This window comes from uncultured Lutibacter sp. (genome assembly GCF_937891065.1).
In the GTDB taxonomy this organism is placed as follows: domain Bacteria; phylum Bacteroidota; class Bacteroidia; order Flavobacteriales; family Flavobacteriaceae; genus Lutibacter.
Genome location: NZ_CALAEQ010000147.1, coordinates 1 through 18,219 on the forward strand (window position 1 = coordinate 1; position 18,219 = coordinate 18,219).

Here is an 18,219-nt window from a genome sequence, read left to right on the forward strand (position 1 = left end):
CTTTATCAAAAGGACGTGATGCAGTTGCAGGATCATCATTTCTTGTAGAAAGTGCCTGTAAAGCATTAAAACCACCAATTCCTGCAATTGTGATGGTAGCTTCTGAGCCACCGGCCACCATTACATCAGCATATCCTAAGCGAATGTAATTTAAGGCATCAATAATTGCGTTTGATGAAGATGCACATGCTGATACTGTTGCAAAGTTTGGACCTCTAAATCCATATTTAATAGAAATTTGTCCAGGTGCAATATCAGCAATCATTTTTGGAATAAAGAAAGGGTTAAATCTTGGTGTGCCGTCACCTGAAGCAAAGTTTAAAACTTCAATTTGAAAAGTTTCTAATCCGCCAATTCCTGCACCCCAAATAACTCCAACTCTGTCTTTATCAATTTTTTCTAAATCTAATTGTGAATCGAGAATGGCTTCATCAGTAGCTACCATAGCATACTGTGTGAATTTATCCATTTTACGAGCTTCTTTTCTGTCAATAAAATCAGTGACATTAAAGTTTTTTAATTCACAAGCAAAACGAGTCTTGAACTTAGTGGCATCAAAATATGTAATTGGAGCAGCCCCGCTAACACCGTTAACAAGGCCATTCCAATATTGTTCAATATTATTACCTATTGGCGTTAATGCACCAAGTCCAGTTACTACAACTCGTTTAATTTCCATATATAGATTACTTTTTTGCGTCCTCTATATAGCTAATTGCTTGACCAACAGTACCAATGTTTTCTGCTTGGTCATCTGGAATTTGAATATCAAATTCTTTTTCGAATTCCATAATCAATTCAACAGTATCAAGTGAATCAGCTCCTAAATCATTAGTAAAGCTAGCTTCTATTGTTACTTCATTTTCGTCAACGCCTAATTTATCTACGATAATGGCTTTTACTCTTGATGCAATGTCTGACATAATTTTTTATTATTTTAAATTTAATTACTGCGCAAAAATATAAAACTTTATTGAAATGAAAATCTTTTACGTAATAAAAGATACTTCATCAGTCTTAAAGTTATTAAAAATTTTTCTGTTTAACCAGTAAAAGTTGTTAATTATTTGTTTTATTTGTTGAATAAGAGAACTAAAAATTGACACAAATGAAACGTATTGTAATATTTGCTTCGGGTTCCGGAACTAATGCTGAAAATATTATAAGGTATTTTAAAAATAGCAATTTAATCTCTGTTGTTCAAGTGTATTCTAACAAGAAGGATGCCAAAGTATTGGAAAGAGCAAAACAACTAGAAGTGAGTTGTTTAAGTTTTGATAGAGATGAGTTTTATAACTCAGATAACATATTAAATTTACTTATATCGACTACTGATTATATTATTTTGGCAGGGTTTTTATGGAAAATTCCTACAAGTATTATTGAAGCATTCCCAAATAAAATTATCAATATTCATCCGGCATTATTACCTAAATATGGTGGAAAAGGAATGTATGGAATGCATGTGCATAATGCGGTTGTAAAAAATAATGAAAAAGAATCAGGTATTACCATTCATTATGTAAATGATAATTATGATGAAGGTGCTATTATTTTTCAAAAGAGTTTTGAAGTGTTAGTATGTGATACCGCTGAAGATGTTGCTAAAAAAATTCATATCTTAGAACAAGAAAATTTTCCAAAAGTTATTGAAAAAGTTATTTTAGAAAATGAGTAAAAAAAAGTTTTATGTAATTTGGAAAGGTCACAAAACAGGCGTTTTTACATCTTGGAATGTGTGTAAAAAGCATATAACAGATTTTAAAGGAGCGCAATACAAAGCCTTTGCTTCAAAAGAGAGTGCAGATATTGCTTTTAAAGGGAATTATGAAGATTATGTTGGTAAAGACACTAAAAAAGTTCAGCTTTCTTCCGAAGAATTAAAACTTATTGGGAAACCAAATCTAGAATCTCTTTCAGTAGATGCCGCTTGTAGTGGGAATCCTGGTGAAATGGAATATAAAGGAGTAGATACTAAAACAAAAAAGCAACTATTTATTCAAGGGCCTTTTGAACAAGGAACCAATAATATAGGTGAGTTTTTAGCTTTAGTTCACGGATTGGGATATTTAAAAATAATAAACAGTAAAATTCCTATATATTCTGATTCTAAAATTGCAATAAGTTGGGTAAAAAAAGGTCAGTGTAGAACAAATTTACCTATTAGTAAGGAAAACAAAGTATTATTTGATTTGGTAAAAAGAGCTGAAATCTGGCTCAAAAACAACACGTATTCAACTGCTATTTTAAAATGGGAAACCAAAGCTTGGGGTGAAATTCCTGCAGATTTTGGAAGAAAATAGGTTAATGTATCAAAAATCTACTCTAAATCTAAATCATTAAAAAGAGTTTCAATTAAAGATTTTAATTCTTCTGGTGGATTTCCATGGTCAAAAGTTTGGGATTCATATATTTGGTTACCAATAGTGATGCTTAAAGTAGCATGTAATGCTGCATCAACATTTCTGTCACTTGTTGGGGGATTAAAATTTTCTATTTCGGAAAGGTTTATTTGTTCAACAATAGTTGTAATTTCTTCCCAAAATTTTGAAGTCGTTTTTGTCTCTATAGTGTTCTCAATGTCTTTATAATACAATTTAGAAGAAGTAACTTCATATTTAATTGAACTACCACGTGTGGCGGCATTATAATTAACAATCATAGTTTCTAAATTTGTTTGAGCTTTACAACTATGAAAAATAACAATAAAAAATAAATATTTTAGGATTTTCATCTCATTTAAATTTTGTAATTTAAAGATATAAAAAAAAGGAGCTTTTAAGCTCCCTTTTTTTATCCTTTTCATGTAGTTGTTTTATTGTACAAAGCTTACTCTAGATCCTCCAGAAGCAAAAATTGTTCTCATTCTATCGTTTTGGCCATTACTAAACATATACATACAGTTATCATCTGTATAATCCATATAATTCATAGTCATATCATTTGATTTACAGTTAACTGTAGGGTATGAAGGGCATCCGTAATTTGCGCCATCTGAACTTGGTGTGTCAGCAACAAAATCATCTTGACGACATCTACCATCACCCCAAATGTGGCGTAAGTTTAACCAGTGTCCAACTTCGTGAGTTGCAGTTCTTCCGTGTCCATATTGACCACCAGCTGTATTTTCACCTAAAAAGTCTGAACCAATAACAACACCATCAGTTGCTAATGCTCCACCAGGAAATTGTGCATAACCTAAAATTCCACCACCAATTTCACAAACCCAAAGGTTTAAATTGTGCGCAGGGTCAGTAGCGTCTATTCCACCTTCGCTTGCTAGTTTCATGGCATCGTTTGTTCCCCATTCAGATTTACTTGAAGCTTTTCTGTTTACTGCAGCTAACGTAAAAGTAATTTCAGTGTCAGCAACTAAACTAGCAAATTCTAAAGGAACATTACCAGTATTTGAGTTGTTGTTATTAAAGTCATCATTTAAAATAGCAATTTGAGAAACGATATGTGCTTGTGATACAGGATGGGCAGGATCTTCTAGAATATTTACAACTACAGGAATAGTAATAGTACCTGTATAAGGAGTAGGTATAGGAGTAGGTGTATTACCACCACCATTACCACCGCCTGGGTTTTTTGGTTTTCCTTTAAAATAAATATAAGTACGTGTATGTTTTTCAATATCAAACATACGATTTTCCAATCCTGGATTTTCTTTTAATAGTCTGTTTAATACTTTCATACTTTGACATTTGTTGTTTTTTGCATCACTTGAATGTTTTTCTAAATCACTATCAGTGTACACATAAAAATCACTCATGTCAATTGTTGCAACTTCTTGATTTGGTACAACTTCGTCAGAATTTGGCTGGCAGGCAACTACAGCTAATGCTAATATTGCCAAGGAAAAGATTAGTTTTTTCATCTTAAATTTAGATTATTTTGATTAATAATTTTCTATTTTGGGATGAATATATTAAAGTTACGCTAAAAAATAATAATAGTAAAATAATATCTAAAAAAAATAATTATCAGAAACGATAATATACTGTGGTTTATTGAACATTTAACAAAGCATTGATTTTGCTTTAACTAAGGCGTCATATAAAAGGTCTATTTCTTCAAAAGTATTGTAAAAAGAAAAAGATGCTCTTATGGTTCCAGGTATTTTATAAAAATCCATAATTGGTTGTGCACAGTGATGACCGGTTCTAACAGCAATCCCTAATTTATCAATAATTGTACCTATATCATACGGGTGAATTTCACCAATATTAAATGAAATTACAGCTGTTTTATGTTGAGAAGTTCCATAAATTTTCAGACCTTCAATTTGAAGTAATTTTTTGGTAGCATATTGAAGTAATTCATTTTCATAAGAAGCAATGTTATCAAAACCTAGCTCATTCATATAGTCTATTGCAACTCCAAAAGCTATAACGCCTGCAATATTTGGTGTGCCGGCTTCAAATTTATGAGGCAAATCGGCATACGTAGTTTTTTCAAAAGTAACTTTTTTTATCATTTCACCTCCGCCTTGATAAGGAGGTAATTTATTTAGCCATTCCTCTTTTCCGTATAAAATACCAACACCAGTTGGTCCACAAATTTTATGAGCTGAAGCTACATAAAAATCAACATCCAATGCTTGTAAATCAGGTTTAATATGTGGGCAACTTTGAGCTCCATCAATTAAAACTGCTGCGCCAATATTGTGTGCTTTATCTATAATTTCTTTAATAGGATTTATGGTTCCTAACGCGTTTGAAACATGATTTACAAACACCAATTTTGTTTTTATTGAAAGTAATTTGTCATACTCACTCATTACCAATTCGCCTTCCAAATTCATAGGAATTACCTTTAAAATAGCTCCTGTACGTTCGCATAACATTTGCCAAGGCACTATATTTGAATGATGTTCTAAAGCGGAAACAATAATTTCATCTCCTTCATTTAATAAAGAAGTAAAACCAGTAGCAACTATATTTATACTATGTGTTGTGCCTGCAGTTAATATAATTTCATAGCTTTTTTTAGCATTAAAATGATGTTGCAATTTAATCCGAGCTTCTTCATAGGCATTTGTAGCTAATTGACTTAAAGTATGAACGCCTCTATGAATATTAGCATTAAAAGTGGAGTAATAATTCACAATACTATCAATAACAACTTGTGGTTTTTGGTTGGTTGCTGCATTGTCTAAATAAACGAGTGGTTTTCCATTTACTTTTTGATTTAATATTGGAAAATCAGCTCTTACTTTTTTAATATCTATCATTTTCTTTTTTTAGAATGATTCTAAATACAAAATTACAAAATAGCTTTTATTTTAAAGGATGTAAAATTTAAAATCTTAACGTAAATTTTAAAATATAGCTGTATTATTAGCTAGTTAAACAGTTTTTTCAAAAACAACTTCGTTTAAAGGAAATGCTAAAGTTCTTTTTAAGGATGCGACAAACTACATAACTTACGTACTTCAGCCAAGACCAAAGCTTTTTGCTTCTCCGAAAAACTTAGGTGATTAAGTGACTCAGGCATTTTGGAAAGCTCTTTTACCAAAATAATATCTTTTTCTATGAGTTGAATTTTTTCCTTTTTGGTCAAAGATGTTAGGGTAGTTATGGGATATAAGCCATATTTATCAATATTATTTTTTATTCCGTTATTTTTAGGGTAATCCCAGCTTAGCAAAGTTAAGTCAACACACTTTGCATAATCTATTGCATCTTTTGTGAAACGTGTATTTGTAACCAGCCAACCTTGTTTTAAATGGGTTGTTTTACCTGAATTGTTCCATACTTTTTGAACATCAATAAATCTGGAGTTAATATATAGTGGAATTTTTACATTATTTACATTAGTAGGGTTTTGATGAAATTTACATTCTATGGTATAAGTATTTCCATCTTTTTCAGCCAAAACATCTATCTCATGAGTAATACATTCTCCGTGTAAAATTTCTCCAATTTTAGTTTTATAACCTTTTTGCCTTAAAAGCGCACTAATCAATCTTTCAAAAGGAAAACCAGTAGGACCTAATTCGAAAATTGCTCTTTTTAAACTGTATTTTGAAGCACAAATTCGATTGTATTTTTTTAGGATGCGAAAGGCTTTTTTATAAATTAAGTTTGAAGAAATTCCGTCATAGAGTTCAGGCTTTACAGCATCTACAATTTTTTCAATTTCTTCTTCTGAAGCGCCACTATTTTTAAGAGATCTAGAGAGTTTTTGTATTGAGAAAGGTTCTAAATCTCCAGAAATCTTTTTAACAACTATTATTTTATCGTCCATATTTTTCATAATTACCGAATCAAATTTATGCTAAATATTTTAAGTTGACTCTATTTAAAATCTTAATATTTCGGTCATTAACCCAAAACGAATGGTGTCAATTTGATGATTAAAGTAAATATTATAATAATCCATGCCATGATAAAATTGGACAAACAATCCAATGTCTTCCAAAAATTTTGGATGATAATAAAATGTTAGACCAGCATTTAATCTATTTAAATCAAAAGTGTTCCAGTTGTTTACTGAGTCAAACATCCAAGTTGTTTCCAATTTTAATGAGACACTTGGTCTGCTTTCAGCCTCCAAATTGTTTCTCGGAAGCTTAAAAGCTGAAAATGTATTGTGCCAACGCAATGCGCTATATATACCTTGCATTTCATCCAGCATCCAACTTTTTGGATGAACTTCAAAGGAACTTTTAAAATTTTTTACAGTATTCAAATTTTTACTGTTTGAGGAATTAATTAATCCAAATTCGAGATAATTAGTAGCGAAGTTTCCTGATAGTAAATTAATATTTCCGTTTTCATCATAAAAATCTCCATTTTGACCATTAGAGTGGTGTGCGATTCTACCAAAAAAGGTAATATAATTTTTTGATTTTTTGTCACCAACTAAATAATAGAATGAAATTTGAGGAATATAGCTTGGGGTATATATAGGATAAGAATCTTGGTTATACATTCTAATCATTATCTGAGGTGTTAGCACGCCCATTAATCTTGAATCTTTTCTTTTTCTTATAATAAAACTCGGACTAATATTGGCTTCAAAAATTAAAGGGTCTAAATTCCCAATATCAATAGGAAATGTAACATAACTGTCGCTTTGGTTAGAAAGGGCTATTTTAGTTAGGTCTAAATAAGCTAGGCTATCTTTTTTTTCTTGTGCGTTAGAAACAAGGATAAACAACGTAAGTAGAATCGATAAGTAAATAAATTTTTTCATTTTGCTTATTTTAAACAAAACTATTTACTACATGTAAATAAGCTTTATAGTTTTTTCAAGATTAGAATTCACCTCAAAGCTTGCTTTAGAAAATTTTGGCTTATTTGAGAGACCGATGGATTCATAATTTGAAAAACCAACACCTTCACTTGGTATAGGCAATAGGAATTTCTTGTCTATTTTGCCATTTTTATTTTCATCATGTAAAATATTTACGGCATAGTTTCCTTGGGATAAATTTGTAAAAATAAAATATGCCGAGCCTTCCTTGTTGATTTGTGATATTCCCTTTTTAAAATATTTTTCATATTTCTCATCGGGAATGGAACCGTCTTTGTTGTATAATGCAATTATAACTTCTCCTTTAGAATTTCTACACCCTTCCGCTTTTACTGTTAATGAATAGGTTTCTTCGGGTGATGATTTATTGAAGGATAACAATGTAAATAATGCTATTAATATTGCTATTTTTTTGATTATTTTATTCATTAACTTGTTTTTTTATAACTCCAAACAGCCAAACCATTCATAATAATTGCATACCCCAATGTTTTTAAAAACTGGGGTAAAATATCATTAAAATCAGCACCTTTTAACATCACCATTCGCATCACTTCTACAAAATATTTTATGGGATTAAATTCTGTTAAATTTTGAGCCCATTTTGGCATACTTTCTATAGGGGTAAAAAGACCACTCATTAAAATAAAGATTACCACAAAAAACCAAGCAATAAACATGGCTTGCTGCTGTGTGTCTGTAAAATTAGATATAAACAATCCCATACCTAAAATAACCAAAAGGTAAAAGGCTGTATAAAAATAAACTAAACCAAGATTCCCAATTATAGGTGTATTAAAAATAACTTTAGAAATAATAAGTCCAATGGTTAATAATCCAAATCCAATAATCCAGAAAGGAAATAGTTTGCCAATTATAAATTCATGCTTTCTAATAGGAGTTACATTCATTTGCTCTAAAGTCCCAATTTCTTTTTCACGAACAATATTCATTCCTGATAAGAATAAAGTTATCATTGTTACTAATAAAACCAAAATACCAGGAACCATAAATGTTTTATAATTCAAAGTCTCATTATACCAAAATGATGTAATACTTGAGATGTTTTTTGGCTGATTTATTAAATCTGATGGTTGTATTAATGTTGCCTGTGCATTCTTATTAAAACCTTGTACAATTTGATTGATATAAACGTTTTCTACTCCAGCGGCAGCACCATCAATGGCATTTATAATAACTGATAAATCTGTTTTTTTATCTTTTAAAAGGTCGCGTTCAAAGTAGTGGGGAATTTCTAAAATAACATCAACTTCTCCTTTTAACATTGCTGAACTCGCTATTTTTTCAGAAGGAAAATTAGAAACAACATTAAAATAAGTGGAGGCTTCAAATTTATCAATCAATGCTCTGGAAAAGGAAGTATTGTCATTATCAATATAGGAGAATTTTATATTTTTTATTTCAAATGTTGCGGCATTAGATAAAATAACCAATTGTAATAATGGTAAAATAAAAATAATAGGAAGCATTCCTTTATTTCTAAAAATTTGTTTGAATTCTTTTTGAATGATGTATCCTATGGTTTTCATTATTCTAATCGGATTTTATATTTTTTAATACTCAACACAATAAAAAATAGTGTCATACCAGCTAGAATTAATGTTTCCTTCCATATAAAAGTTAACCCAACGCCTTTCAACATGATTCCTTTTAAAATAATGATAAACCATTTTGCTGGAATAATGTTACTAATTACTTGTAAAGGCAAAGGCATACTGGAAATTGGAAAAATGAATCCAGATAATAATATAGTTGGCAACATTAATCCCATTAAAGAAATCATCATAGCAGTTTGTTGGGTAGCAGATACTGTTGAAATTAAGATTCCTAAGGATAACGATGTTATTATGAATAAAATACTTTCAATTCCTAATAAAAATAAACTGCCTTGAACGGGCATTTTAAAGATAAAAATACTAAGTAAAACAATAACTATGGCGTTAATTACAGATAAGAAAATATAGGGTACAACTTTACCTACAATTACCTGAAAAGGTTTTAAAGGTGATACTAAAAGGATTTCCATTGTGCCTAATTCTTTTTCGCGAGTAATAGAAATAGAAGTCATCATTGCTGAAACTAACATTAAAATAATGGTCATTACACCCGGAACAAACATAAAAACACTTTTTAATTCAGGATTGTAAACCATTCTAGTCTTTGGAATAATTTGATAAGGAATTTTTATGTTTTTATTAATTTCTTGTTGGTATTTTTGAAGAATAGAATTTGTATAGTTACTAATGGTATTTGCGGTATTGGGGTCAGTTGCATCTGTAATTATTTGAATAGTTGCATTATTTTCTTTTGTTAGATTTTTACTAAAATCTTTTTCAAAAATCAATACAGCTTTTACTTTTCCTTTTTTGAAAACAGCTTCAATTTCGGCTTCATTCTGTATTAGTTGTTTAATACTAAAATACTTTGAAGATGCTATTTTATTGATAATTTCTTGCGTAGTTACATCTTTAGAGTGATCAAGAATAGCAATATCTACATTGTTAATTTCATTAGTTATTGCAAACCCAAAAAGCATAATTTGAGCTATTGGCATTCCAAAAAGAATGAATAATGAACGCCTATCTCTAAAGATATGGTAAAACTCTTTTTTTATAAAACCTACAAATCGCTTCATCCTCTTGCTAATTTTAGAAACACATCATTCATTGTATCAGCTTTAAATTGTTCTTTCAATTTAGTTGGAGTATCTAAAGCTTCAATTTTACCGTCAACCATTATTGAAACTCGGTCGCAATATTCTGCTTCATCCATATAATGTGTTGTTACAAAAACAGTGGTGCCATTGTTGGCGGTTTTATAGATCATTTCCCAAAATTGCCGTCTTGTAATTGGATCAACACCACCTGTTGGTTCATCTAAAAAAATAATTTTAGGATTGTGTAATAAAGCTACTGAGAATGAAATTTTTTGTTTCCAACCCAAAGGTAATGAGCCTACTAATTCATTTACAATATCTTGTAAGCCAAGTTCTTCAACTAATAAGCATCTTTTTTCTTCAATTTGTTTACGTGATAAACCATAAATTCCACCAAAAAAAGTAATATTTTCTTTCACCGTTAAATCGTCATATAAAGCAAATTTTTGACTCATATAACCTATATTTTTTTTAATATCTTCAGGGTTTGTAAAAACATCAAAATCAGCAACTTGTGCACTTCCTGAGGTTGGTGTTGAAATGCCAATTAACATTTTCATGGCGGTAGTTTTTCCAGCTCCATTTGCACCTAAAAAACCAAATATTTCTCCTTTTTTCACTTCAAATGATATGGAGTTTACAGCAGTAAAATCACCAAATTTCTTGGTGAGATTTTCAACTTTTATGACGTTTTTATTGTTCATTTTGCTAATTCCATGAAGGTATCTTCAATAGTTGTTTCAGTAGGTTGAATTATAATATTTACAGCATCCATTTCTTCTAAAAACCGATGTAGTTCATTTGGGTTGAAATCATCTCTTTTATCTGTATAATGTACAAATTCACCAAATGGATACACGCTATAATGATGCTCATAAGATTTTAAGCATTCAATAAGTTTGTACATATTATCGGTTTTTACATTGTATATTTTTTTGGGATAATGTTTTACAATTTCTTGAGGTGTATCAATTTCTAAAATTTTACCATCTTGAATTAGCGCAATTCTATCACACAAAGCGGCTTCATCCATATAAGGTGTTGAAACTAAAATGGTAATTCCTTTTTTCTGCAGTCTTTTAAGCATTTCCCAAAATTCCTTTCTTGAAACTGGGTCAACTCCAGTAGTTGGTTCATCTAAAAATAACACTTTAGGTTTATGGATTAATGCGCAACACAAAGCTAGTTTTTGCTTCATACCTCCTGATAATTTTCCGGCTCTACGCGTTTTAAAAGGTTCAATTTGAACGTAAATATCTTTTATTAAATCGTAATTTTTTTCAATAGTTGTTCCAAAAATAGTGGCAAAAAATTCTAAGTTTTCTTCAACTGTTAAATCTTGATACAAAGAAAATTTACCAGGCATATAACCAACATGGTTTCTAATGCTTTTATAATCTTTAATAACATCGTAATTAGCCACAATAGCCTCACCTTTGTCTGCAAACAATAACGTAGTTAAAATTCTAAAGATGGTTGTTTTCCCGGCTCCATCAGGGCCAATTAACCCAAATAATTCACCTTCTTTTACATCAAAAGAAATGTTATTAACGGCGGTTACGTCTTTAAAGGTTTTACTGATATTATGTACTGAAATACTCATTTTTTGATGCTACTTAATTTATTTTATTCAAAATAGTTTGAATAGTCTAACAGATGTTTATTCAATGAATTATAACTCTCTTTACACGTATTTAAGTCTGAAGATTCTAATCCTTTAAAAAGTGATTTCATTGGCATTAAAAAATTGTGTAATTGGTTATGAGACTCACCTTGCATAGAACATTTAGTGATTATTGTTCCAAATTCTTTTTCTAAATTTTGTTGGAGTAAATGATAACTTTCTAAACTTTCTTTCTCAGTAAAGGAATTCATTAAAGAAATCATATTTTTTATTCCTTGGGTAGTTTCAGTATTTGCAGACCATAAATTACCATTGTTTAATTGCAAAACGTCGTCACTTTCGTGTTGTGTTTTTTCTGTTGGAGGAGTCTTAGATTCTTCTTCTTTTTTATCTTTTATTTCACCACAAGAAACAGTAAATATTAGAAGTGTAATTACGAAAATTGACTGAGTTATTTTTTTCATTTTGTTTGATTTTTATAGTTAAAAGTTAGAAGAAATATGACAATCCAAATACTTACTCTAAAGGTCATAGCTTTCATACTTTCAGCGGCAACAATTTCGCTAAAAAAGTATAAGTAGATAAGAATACTACTATGCAAAACTAAAATTGTAGGTATTAATGATTTTGATAATTTATTCTTTTTCCAAATTAAGTAGGACGCTACAATTGAAATAAAACCCAATATCACATTATAAAATACCAACCAGTTGAGTACATTGTATTCTTTTGTATCAATTCCTAAAAGCACTTTTGAACCTGCAAAAACAGACATAGCACCTATTAACAGCGCAAGTATTGAAGCTATTTTATATATGTTCTTCATTTCAGAATTTTTAAATTGTTGCTATTGAGCGTTGTTAATCCACATTTCAGCAGGCATTCCTATTTTAAGGCTTCCATCATTTTTTACATCAATTTTTACAGCGTATACTAGGTTTACACGTTCTTCTTTAGTTTGAATAATTTTAGGAGTAAATTCAGCTTCAGAAGCAATCCATGAAATAGTTCCTGTATAGTTTTTCATTGTTTCATTCGCGTCAATTTTTACGGTAACTTCTTGTCCAATTTTTATACTTGAAAGTTGTGTTTCACTCACATAAACACGTAATTGCATGGTACTTAAATCAGCTATTTTATACAAAGGTTTTCCAAACGAAGTAATTTCATTAGGCTCGGTATATTTCACTAAAACAGTTCCGTTTATAGGGTTTGTAATGATGCTTTTTTGAAGTTGATCTTCAACTTGTTTTAATTGTACGTCAATACTTTTTAATTCATTAACAACCGGAGAATTTTGAATTTCTACACTTCTAATTTGCTGATTTATAACATCAGTTTGTCCGTTAATATCATCCAATTGTTTTTGAGTTGCCGCATTTTCGTTTAATAGATTTTCAATTCTTTTTTTAGAAATCTCAGCAGTTTTTAATTGTGCTTTTAACACACTTATTTGCGATAAAACACCTTTTGATTTTGAAAATATGACACTTTTAGAAACAATTAATTGTTCTTTTTTTAAGGCCAACTGTATAGTGTCAATGTATCCTACATTTTCTCCTTTTTTCAATTTTTTTCCTTCTTCAACAATGAAATGTATTAATTTCCCGTTGCTTTCAGCAGAAATTGTAGTTTCTGTAGCTTCAAAATTTCCATATCCGTCAGCTTTATTATTATTGTTATTGCATGAGATTATTGTGCTTGCAACTACAAATATTCCTGTTAGTATTTTTATGATTTTCATTTCTTTATAATTAGTGGTTTTGAGCCTTTATTCGTTTTTCTATTTTCTCAACTCTAAATTAATTTCCTTTTACTGTTTTATAGTTTGTTTTTACTAAAAGCAATTGTATTTTATGTGTGCTTAAATTACTTTCGGCTTCATATAAATTAGTTAATTCTGTAACATAAGCAGATGAGGTAATAATTCCGTTTTTTAATTGTGAACTAGCCGATTTTAATATCTTTTTTCTTAGTTCTATAATCGTTTTGTCAGATTCAATAAAACTTGATATTTTCTTTATTTCAGCTAATTGTTGGTTTAATTCAATAGTGGTGTTAAGCGTAAAAATTTCTTGTTGATTATCTACAAATTCCTTATTAATTTGTAATGATTTTCGTTCTTTTTTAGTTGCATTCCAATCAAAAATATTCCAGTTTAGTTTTAAACCAGTCATATAATAAGTTTGAAATGAATTATCTAACATATTTAAACCTGGATTTCCATAACCACCAGTTGCAAAACCAACTAGTTTTGGTGAATTTTTCTTTGCAATAAGAAGTTCAGAAGCTTCAATTTGTTTTTTTTGAAGTTGAAACAAATCCAATTCTGGTCGTTTAAGTTCGGTTTCTAAATTGCTAGAAATTATTGGACTCTCTAAATGTATTTCGGTTGAAATGTGTTTTCCTATTAATTCAGAAAGTGTTTCAATTGAACTCAATTTTTTTAGTTCAAGTTCATTAATTTGTTGTGTTATTTTTAGCAATTCAGCTTCTAACACACTATCAGATGTTGGTAATAACATTCCAAATTTAACTCCTGCTTGTACTTCTTTTAAAGTTGTTTCTAATTGATTTTTTTTAGCAAATAATAAAGTGCTGTTTTCTTGTAGCAATAAAAATGAAAAATAGAATTGATTTACTTGTTCTTTTAGTTGATATAAATTGACTTCAACTTGCTTTTGTCGTGTTTTTAAATCCGCTTTTTTCACTTCAGATGAAGCATTTATCAAACCACCATCATAAATTAATTGATTCACTGAAACTGTTGCTTTGTACTGATCTTTGTTTGGAGGTTCAATAGTTGAACCTGGAATTACTATTGGAATTGAAGTAACATCGGATTGATACGTTGCCTGTGCAGAAAAATCTAACTGAGGTAGTTTTTTAGTATTAATAACAGCTAAATCAAGTTCATTTTGTTTAGTTAATAACTGCTGTTGTTTAGCTAAAGGATAGTTTTTATTTACCAAAGTGTAGCATTGCTCTAAACTTAGTGTCTCTTGTGCTGAAACTGTTATGGAAAATAAAAACAGTAAGATTATAATTTGTTGTTTCATCAGTTAATTTTTATGGCGTTAATAATAAAATCAGCAACGGCAGTTTTGCGTTCTTCAATTAATTGGTTGTATTCTTTATCTCCAATATTTATGAAACCTTTTAATAAAGGAGCGCCTACAAATGGAAAAATGTTTAAAGCCATAATGTTAATAAACAATTGCTCAGCTTTTATGTTTCTTATAGTTCCATCTGCAACTTTATCATTCACCTGCTTTTTAAATTTTGATATGTTTGGGAAGTTTTTTTCTTTTACTAAATTTTGAACAAAATCTTGATTTCTATTCAGTTCTTGAAGTATAAAATTGGGTAAATAAGGATGTTTAATTACAAACGAAATATAATTATGGCTAAAATTTTTAATTTTTTCAAAAATTGAAGTCTCAGAATTTATTACTTCATTTAATTGAGGAGCAAGCATGGAGAAGGCTTTCTTAAAAACAGCTTCAAAAAGCAACTGCTTACTTCTAAAATAATAATGAAGCAATGCCTTGTTTATGCCAGCTTCATCAGCAATTTCTTGCATACGAGCACCTACCATGCCTTTTTGCTGAAATATATTTTTTGCAGCATCTAAAATGTTAGATTCAGTAGTTGTATCTTTTGTTTTATTCATTTTTAACTAAATAGTTTAACCAAATGGTTAACAAATGTATATTCTTTTTTTGAACTGACAAAATAAATGTTATTTTTACCACCTATAATAAATGAAATATCATGAAAAAATTATTGAAATACAGTCTGTTACTACTAGTTTTAGCTATAATTTACGTTGTTTATACAAATTACCCAAGGTTAAATATTATTTCAGGATATTCAGCAAAAAACATGAGTTCTTCAGTTTTTTTAGCTGAGAGAACATTGGAAATTACAGATATGCAGGATAATAATTTTTCACCTATAAATATTGCTGAAGACAAAGTTAATATTGAAGAGAAATATGCAACAGCTTCAGTATATGGTTTTATGAAAAGGAGAGCCATTTATAAAGAAGGTTTAGGAAGTATTTTAGTATTAGATGATTTTAATGAGGATACTAAATTTTTAATTCCAAACAGAATAAAATCAACTAGCAACTTGCCATACCCTTATGGAGATGCAGCACAAAAAGACACTATTTTTAATAACGTTGATTATATTAAATTACAAAATGCAATTTCAAATGCGTTTGATGTGAACGATGAATCCATTAAAAAAACCAGAGCAGTTGTAGTACTTTATAAAGATCAAATTATAGCTGAAAAATATGCGGAAAGTTTTGATGAAAATTCAAAATTTTTAGGCTGGTCAATGACAAAAAGTATTACCAGTGCAGTTGTAGGAATTCTAGAAAAACAAGGTAGAATTGATGTAAATCAAACAAATTTATTTCCAGAATGGGAGAATGATGAACGTTCAAAAATTACCTTAAATAACTTATTGCAAATGAATAGTGGTTTGGAATGGAATGAAGATTACAATACAATGTCAGATGTTACTAAAATGTTGTTTTTAGCAAAAGATATGACACGAACTCAAATGGATAAGCCGTTAACTGGAGAGCCAAATAATAGTTGGAACTATTCTTCAGGAACTTCAAATTTAGTGTCTGGGTATGTTAGAAATCAGTTTAAAACACATCAGGAATATTTAGATTTTTGGTATGCAGAGTTAATTGATAAAATTGGAATGAGTTCTATGCTAATAGAAACAGATTTAAGTGGTAATTACGTAGGTTCTTCTTATGGTTGGGCAACACCACGAGATTGGGCAAAGTTTGGTTTATTGTATTTACACAAAGGAAATTGGAATGGAGAACAAATTATTAGTGAATCTTGGGTAAATTATACGGCAACACCAACCAATGATTCCAATGGAGAATACGGAGCTCATTTTTGGTTAAATGCTGGTGGTGTTTACCCGAATGCTCCAAAAGATTTGTTTTCTTGCAATGGATATCAAGGTCAGCGCATTTTTATAATTCCTTCAAAAGATATGGTAATTGTTAGAATGGGTTTGACGGAAGATTCAAATTTTGATTTTGATGTTTTTTTAAAGGAGGTATTGGAAACCGTTGAGTTTAAATAATATTTTACTTAAAAATCACAAAACTTCATCTAATTGAGTTGATTTGAATACCTGAGAGCACCAGATGCTTATAATTTTAAATTATCTGATAGACTTGCCCAATCATCATTAAATTGGATTTTTGATAAAGGTATAGATCCATTTAGAATTATAGGAAAAGGATACGGAGAAACTCAATTAGTGAATAAATGTTCTAATGGTATACGATGTTCAGATTTAGAACATCAATTAAACAGAAGAACTGAATTTGTGATTATAAATCCAGAAGTTTTATAAATATTAAAATAACCTTTCAAAAGCCGCTATTAGCGGCTTTTTTTTGTTTTAAAACTTAGTGATTAAATGTTTTTTAAAAAAAAATCACTAATTTTCATCTTTTAAAAAACTATTTAATTTGAAATCGTTATTATCAATTTTTTATATTTCATTAATAGGATTGCTATTTAATGAAAAGTTGGTAGCTCAAGACTTTCAAATGGTTAATGTAATTGGAATTGTATCAGGTTACGATACAAATAATGCTTTATATAAAGCAAATTCCGGCACAATACGATCACTTAGATATATTAGAGCCCAAAGAATTGATGGGCCTCAAGACGGTAGATTTACACTTAAAGGAGATAATATTAGGTACACAGCAAAATCTACTGTTTCTGGAATTCCAGGGAACCGTAGTAGAATACGTTTTACATTTTTACAATCAGATAGAATAACTCCAATACCATTAAGTAATTTTAGGTTTATAATTAATGATATTGATGGACCTAATAATGAAGCTTTAGCTACAAATTGCGATGCTAATTTAAGATTTTTAGGTACTGCAAACCCAACAAACTTAAATGTGGTTAATTTACCGCCAAATATTCTTGCAATTGGTGTTACTGAAGAAAATGATGGACCTACGAGTAGGGTAATGTTTGAATTTAATAGTGTTGCAGTAATTGAGCTTGATAATTATGCGAATGATGGTTATTTGAAAGATTTTGACATGAATAATGATTATCCAATTTCGAAACCAGTATATATAAAATGCAAATCAGTTAGTGGTAATATTTATACACCTAAGGATTCAATAAATATAAATATATCAAGTGAATTTAAAAGTGAAAAGGAATTATTGATGGTTAAAACACTGCCAATTTATTTTGATAAGGATAAATATAATATTAGAAATGATGCTGTTTTAGAATTAACTAAAGTAGTTAACATACTAAATAAATATCCTAAGTTAATTATTGAAGTAAGAGCACATACAGATTCCAGAGCAGACGATAGTTATAATTTAATATTATCTGACCAAAGGGCAATTTCATCAGTTCAGTGGATACTTAATAAAGGAATTGATCAATCTAGAATTTCAGGTAAAGGATTTGGAGAGACTCAATTAGTAAATAAATGCTCTAATGGTATTATATGTTTAGAAGAGGAGCATCAATTAAATAGAAGAACAGAATTTGTGATAATCAACTCTGAAATATTGAATGAAGAGCAGTAAACAAACAAAAAACGCCGCATATAGCGGCATTTTTTG

General features: G+C 29.6%; 20 protein-coding genes and 2 pseudogenes. 5 read left to right on the plus strand and 17 right to left on the minus strand.

Annotated elements, in window-relative coordinates; genetic code table 11:
* A partial coding sequence (locus tag Q0352_RS08000; RefSeq protein ID WP_299526340.1) for a beta-ketoacyl synthase N-terminal-like domain-containing protein occupies positions 1–679 on the minus strand: 679 nt, incomplete at its 3' end.
* A gap of 7 nt (positions 680–686) precedes the next feature.
* Positions 687–923, minus strand: a complete 237-nt coding sequence (locus Q0352_RS08005) for an acyl carrier protein (protein WP_134248150.1) — start codon at positions 921–923, stop codon at positions 687–689.
* Positions 924–1,108: 185 nt separating this feature from the next.
* On the opposite strand from Q0352_RS08005, the gene Q0352_RS08010 reads away from it, so the two are divergent.
* Both Q0352_RS08010 and Q0352_RS08015 read left to right on the plus strand, forming a co-directional pair.
* The gene (locus Q0352_RS08010) at positions 1,109–1,678 is read left to right on the plus strand and encodes a phosphoribosylglycinamide formyltransferase (protein WP_299526345.1); all 570 of its coding nucleotides are present in this window, start codon (positions 1,109–1,111) and stop codon (positions 1,676–1,678) included.
* Positions 1,671–2,303: a ribonuclease H family protein gene (locus Q0352_RS08015; protein ID WP_299526348.1), complete on the plus strand. Its 633-nt coding sequence runs from the start codon at positions 1,671–1,673 to the stop codon at positions 2,301–2,303. The genes Q0352_RS08010 and Q0352_RS08015 overlap by 8 nt, the downstream gene beginning before the upstream one ends.
* Positions 2,304–2,320: 17 nt before the next feature.
* Here the strand turns inward: Q0352_RS08015 and Q0352_RS08020 are convergent, their stop codons facing one another.
* From Q0352_RS08020 to Q0352_RS08090, 15 genes are all read right to left on the minus strand, one after another.
* On the minus strand, positions 2,321–2,734 hold the full coding sequence (locus Q0352_RS08020; RefSeq protein WP_299526351.1) for a hypothetical protein: 414 nt from the start codon (positions 2,732–2,734) through the stop codon (positions 2,321–2,323).
* An 81-nt stretch (positions 2,735–2,815) separates the two neighbouring features.
* The gene (locus Q0352_RS08025) at positions 2,816–3,880 is read right to left on the minus strand and encodes a zinc metalloprotease (protein ID WP_299526354.1); all 1,065 of its coding nucleotides are present in this window, start codon (positions 3,878–3,880) and stop codon (positions 2,816–2,818) included.
* A 141-nt stretch (positions 3,881–4,021) separates the two neighbouring features.
* Positions 4,022–5,236, minus strand: a complete 1,215-nt coding sequence (locus tag Q0352_RS08030) for an aminotransferase class V-fold PLP-dependent enzyme (protein WP_299526357.1) — start codon at positions 5,234–5,236, stop codon at positions 4,022–4,024.
* Between the two features lie 167 nt (positions 5,237–5,403).
* Complete coding sequence (locus Q0352_RS08035) at positions 5,404–6,252, minus strand: restriction endonuclease (RefSeq protein ID WP_299526360.1); 849 nt, start codon at positions 6,250–6,252, stop codon at positions 5,404–5,406.
* 54 nt (positions 6,253–6,306) lie between these two features.
* Positions 6,307–7,203: a hypothetical protein gene (locus tag Q0352_RS08040; RefSeq protein WP_299526363.1), complete on the minus strand. Its 897-nt coding sequence runs from the start codon at positions 7,201–7,203 to the stop codon at positions 6,307–6,309.
* 27 nt (positions 7,204–7,230) lie between these two features.
* Positions 7,231–7,692, minus strand: coding sequence for a DUF2141 domain-containing protein (locus Q0352_RS08045; protein WP_299526367.1), 462 nt, complete (start codon positions 7,690–7,692; stop codon positions 7,231–7,233).
* On the minus strand, positions 7,692–8,813 hold the full coding sequence (locus tag Q0352_RS08050) for an ABC transporter permease (protein ID WP_299526370.1): 1,122 nt from the start codon (positions 8,811–8,813) through the stop codon (positions 7,692–7,694). Before Q0352_RS08050 ends, Q0352_RS08045 begins: the two co-directional genes overlap by 1 nt.
* The gene (locus tag Q0352_RS08055) at positions 8,813–9,919 is read right to left on the minus strand and encodes an ABC transporter permease (RefSeq protein WP_299526373.1); all 1,107 of its coding nucleotides are present in this window, start codon (positions 9,917–9,919) and stop codon (positions 8,813–8,815) included. The genes Q0352_RS08050 and Q0352_RS08055 overlap by 1 nt, the downstream gene beginning before the upstream one ends.
* The gene (locus tag Q0352_RS08060) at positions 9,916–10,644 is read right to left on the minus strand and encodes an ABC transporter ATP-binding protein (RefSeq protein ID WP_299526376.1); all 729 of its coding nucleotides are present in this window, start codon (positions 10,642–10,644) and stop codon (positions 9,916–9,918) included. The genes Q0352_RS08055 and Q0352_RS08060 overlap by 4 nt, the downstream gene beginning before the upstream one ends.
* A complete protein-coding gene (locus tag Q0352_RS08065; protein WP_299526379.1) occupies positions 10,641–11,543 on the minus strand; it encodes an ABC transporter ATP-binding protein in 903 nt (300 codons plus the stop codon). The genes Q0352_RS08060 and Q0352_RS08065 overlap by 4 nt, the downstream gene beginning before the upstream one ends.
* Positions 11,544–11,566: 23 nt before the next feature.
* A complete protein-coding gene (locus Q0352_RS08070) occupies positions 11,567–12,028 on the minus strand; it encodes a hypothetical protein (RefSeq protein ID WP_299526382.1) in 462 nt (153 codons plus the stop codon).
* Entirely contained in the window at positions 12,025–12,390 is a 366-nt protein-coding gene (locus Q0352_RS08075) for a hypothetical protein (RefSeq protein ID WP_299526385.1), read from the minus strand. The genes Q0352_RS08070 and Q0352_RS08075 overlap by 4 nt, the downstream gene beginning before the upstream one ends.
* A 21-nt stretch (positions 12,391–12,411) precedes the next feature.
* Positions 12,412–13,308, minus strand: coding sequence for an HlyD family efflux transporter periplasmic adaptor subunit (locus tag Q0352_RS08080; protein WP_299526388.1), 897 nt, complete (start codon positions 13,306–13,308; stop codon positions 12,412–12,414).
* Between the two features lie 58 nt (positions 13,309–13,366).
* Positions 13,367–14,623: a TolC family protein gene (locus Q0352_RS08085; protein WP_299526391.1), complete on the minus strand. Its 1,257-nt coding sequence runs from the start codon at positions 14,621–14,623 to the stop codon at positions 13,367–13,369.
* Positions 14,623–15,237, minus strand: a complete 615-nt coding sequence (locus tag Q0352_RS08090; protein ID WP_299526394.1) for a TetR/AcrR family transcriptional regulator — start codon at positions 15,235–15,237, stop codon at positions 14,623–14,625. Before Q0352_RS08090 ends, Q0352_RS08085 begins: the two co-directional genes overlap by 1 nt.
* Positions 15,238–15,338: 101 nt before the next feature.
* Between Q0352_RS08090 and Q0352_RS08095 the strand changes: the two genes are divergently transcribed.
* The 3 genes and pseudogenes from Q0352_RS08095 to Q0352_RS08105 form a co-directional block, all read left to right on the plus strand.
* Complete coding sequence (locus Q0352_RS08095; protein WP_299526397.1) at positions 15,339–16,688, plus strand: serine hydrolase; 1,350 nt, start codon at positions 15,339–15,341, stop codon at positions 16,686–16,688.
* A gap of 63 nt (positions 16,689–16,751) precedes the next feature.
* Positions 16,752–16,964: pseudogene (locus Q0352_RS08100) on the plus strand (OmpA family protein); the annotation flags it as partial.
* A gap of 847 nt (positions 16,965–17,811) precedes the next feature.
* Positions 17,812–18,183, plus strand: a pseudogene (locus Q0352_RS08105) (OmpA family protein); the annotation flags it as partial.
* Positions 18,184–18,219 lie beyond the last annotated feature (36 nt).

Excerpts from the sequence above, each read along its gene's own strand:
- Q0352_RS08005 (WP_134248150.1), bottom strand. The coding sequence starts at position 923 with ATGTCAGACATTGCATCAAGAGTAAAAGCCATTATCGTAGATAAATTA.
- Q0352_RS08015 (WP_299526348.1), top strand. The coding sequence starts at position 1,671 with ATGAGTAAAAAAAAGTTTTATGTAATTTGGAAAGGTCACAAAACAGGC.
- Q0352_RS08050 (WP_299526370.1), bottom strand. The coding sequence starts at position 8,813 with ATGAAAACCATAGGATACATCATTCAAAAAGAATTCAAACAAATTTTT.
- Q0352_RS08070 (WP_299526382.1), bottom strand. The coding sequence starts at position 12,028 with ATGAAAAAAATAACTCAGTCAATTTTCGTAATTACACTTCTAATATTT.
- Q0352_RS08090 (WP_299526394.1), bottom strand. The coding sequence starts at position 15,237 with ATGAATAAAACAAAAGATACAACTACTGAATCTAACATTTTAGATGCT.
- Q0352_RS08060 (WP_299526376.1), bottom strand. The coding sequence starts at position 10,644 with ATGAACAATAAAAACGTCATAAAAGTTGAAAATCTCACCAAGAAATTT.
- Q0352_RS08045 (WP_299526367.1), bottom strand. The coding sequence starts at position 7,692 with ATGAATAAAATAATCAAAAAAATAGCAATATTAATAGCATTATTTACA.
- Q0352_RS08095 (WP_299526397.1), top strand. The coding sequence starts at position 15,339 with ATGAAAAAATTATTGAAATACAGTCTGTTACTACTAGTTTTAGCTATA.
- Q0352_RS08020 (WP_299526351.1), bottom strand. The coding sequence starts at position 2,734 with ATGAAAATCCTAAAATATTTATTTTTTATTGTTATTTTTCATAGTTGT.
- Q0352_RS08030 (WP_299526357.1), bottom strand. The coding sequence starts at position 5,236 with ATGATAGATATTAAAAAAGTAAGAGCTGATTTTCCAATATTAAATCAA.
- Q0352_RS08080 (WP_299526388.1), bottom strand. The coding sequence starts at position 13,308 with ATGAAAATCATAAAAATACTAACAGGAATATTTGTAGTTGCAAGCACA.
- Q0352_RS08065 (WP_299526379.1), bottom strand. The coding sequence starts at position 11,543 with ATGAGTATTTCAGTACATAATATCAGTAAAACCTTTAAAGACGTAACC.
- Q0352_RS08085 (WP_299526391.1), bottom strand. The coding sequence starts at position 14,623 with ATGAAACAACAAATTATAATCTTACTGTTTTTATTTTCCATAACAGTT.
- Q0352_RS08025 (WP_299526354.1), bottom strand. The coding sequence starts at position 3,880 with ATGAAAAAACTAATCTTTTCCTTGGCAATATTAGCATTAGCTGTAGTT.
- Q0352_RS08075 (WP_299526385.1), bottom strand. The coding sequence starts at position 12,390 with ATGAAGAACATATATAAAATAGCTTCAATACTTGCGCTGTTAATAGGT.
- Q0352_RS08010 (WP_299526345.1), top strand. The coding sequence starts at position 1,109 with ATGAAACGTATTGTAATATTTGCTTCGGGTTCCGGAACTAATGCTGAA.
- Q0352_RS08035 (WP_299526360.1), bottom strand. The coding sequence starts at position 6,252 with ATGGACGATAAAATAATAGTTGTTAAAAAGATTTCTGGAGATTTAGAA.
- Q0352_RS08055 (WP_299526373.1), bottom strand. The coding sequence starts at position 9,919 with ATGAAGCGATTTGTAGGTTTTATAAAAAAAGAGTTTTACCATATCTTT.
- Q0352_RS08040 (WP_299526363.1), bottom strand. The coding sequence starts at position 7,203 with ATGAAAAAATTTATTTACTTATCGATTCTACTTACGTTGTTTATCCTT.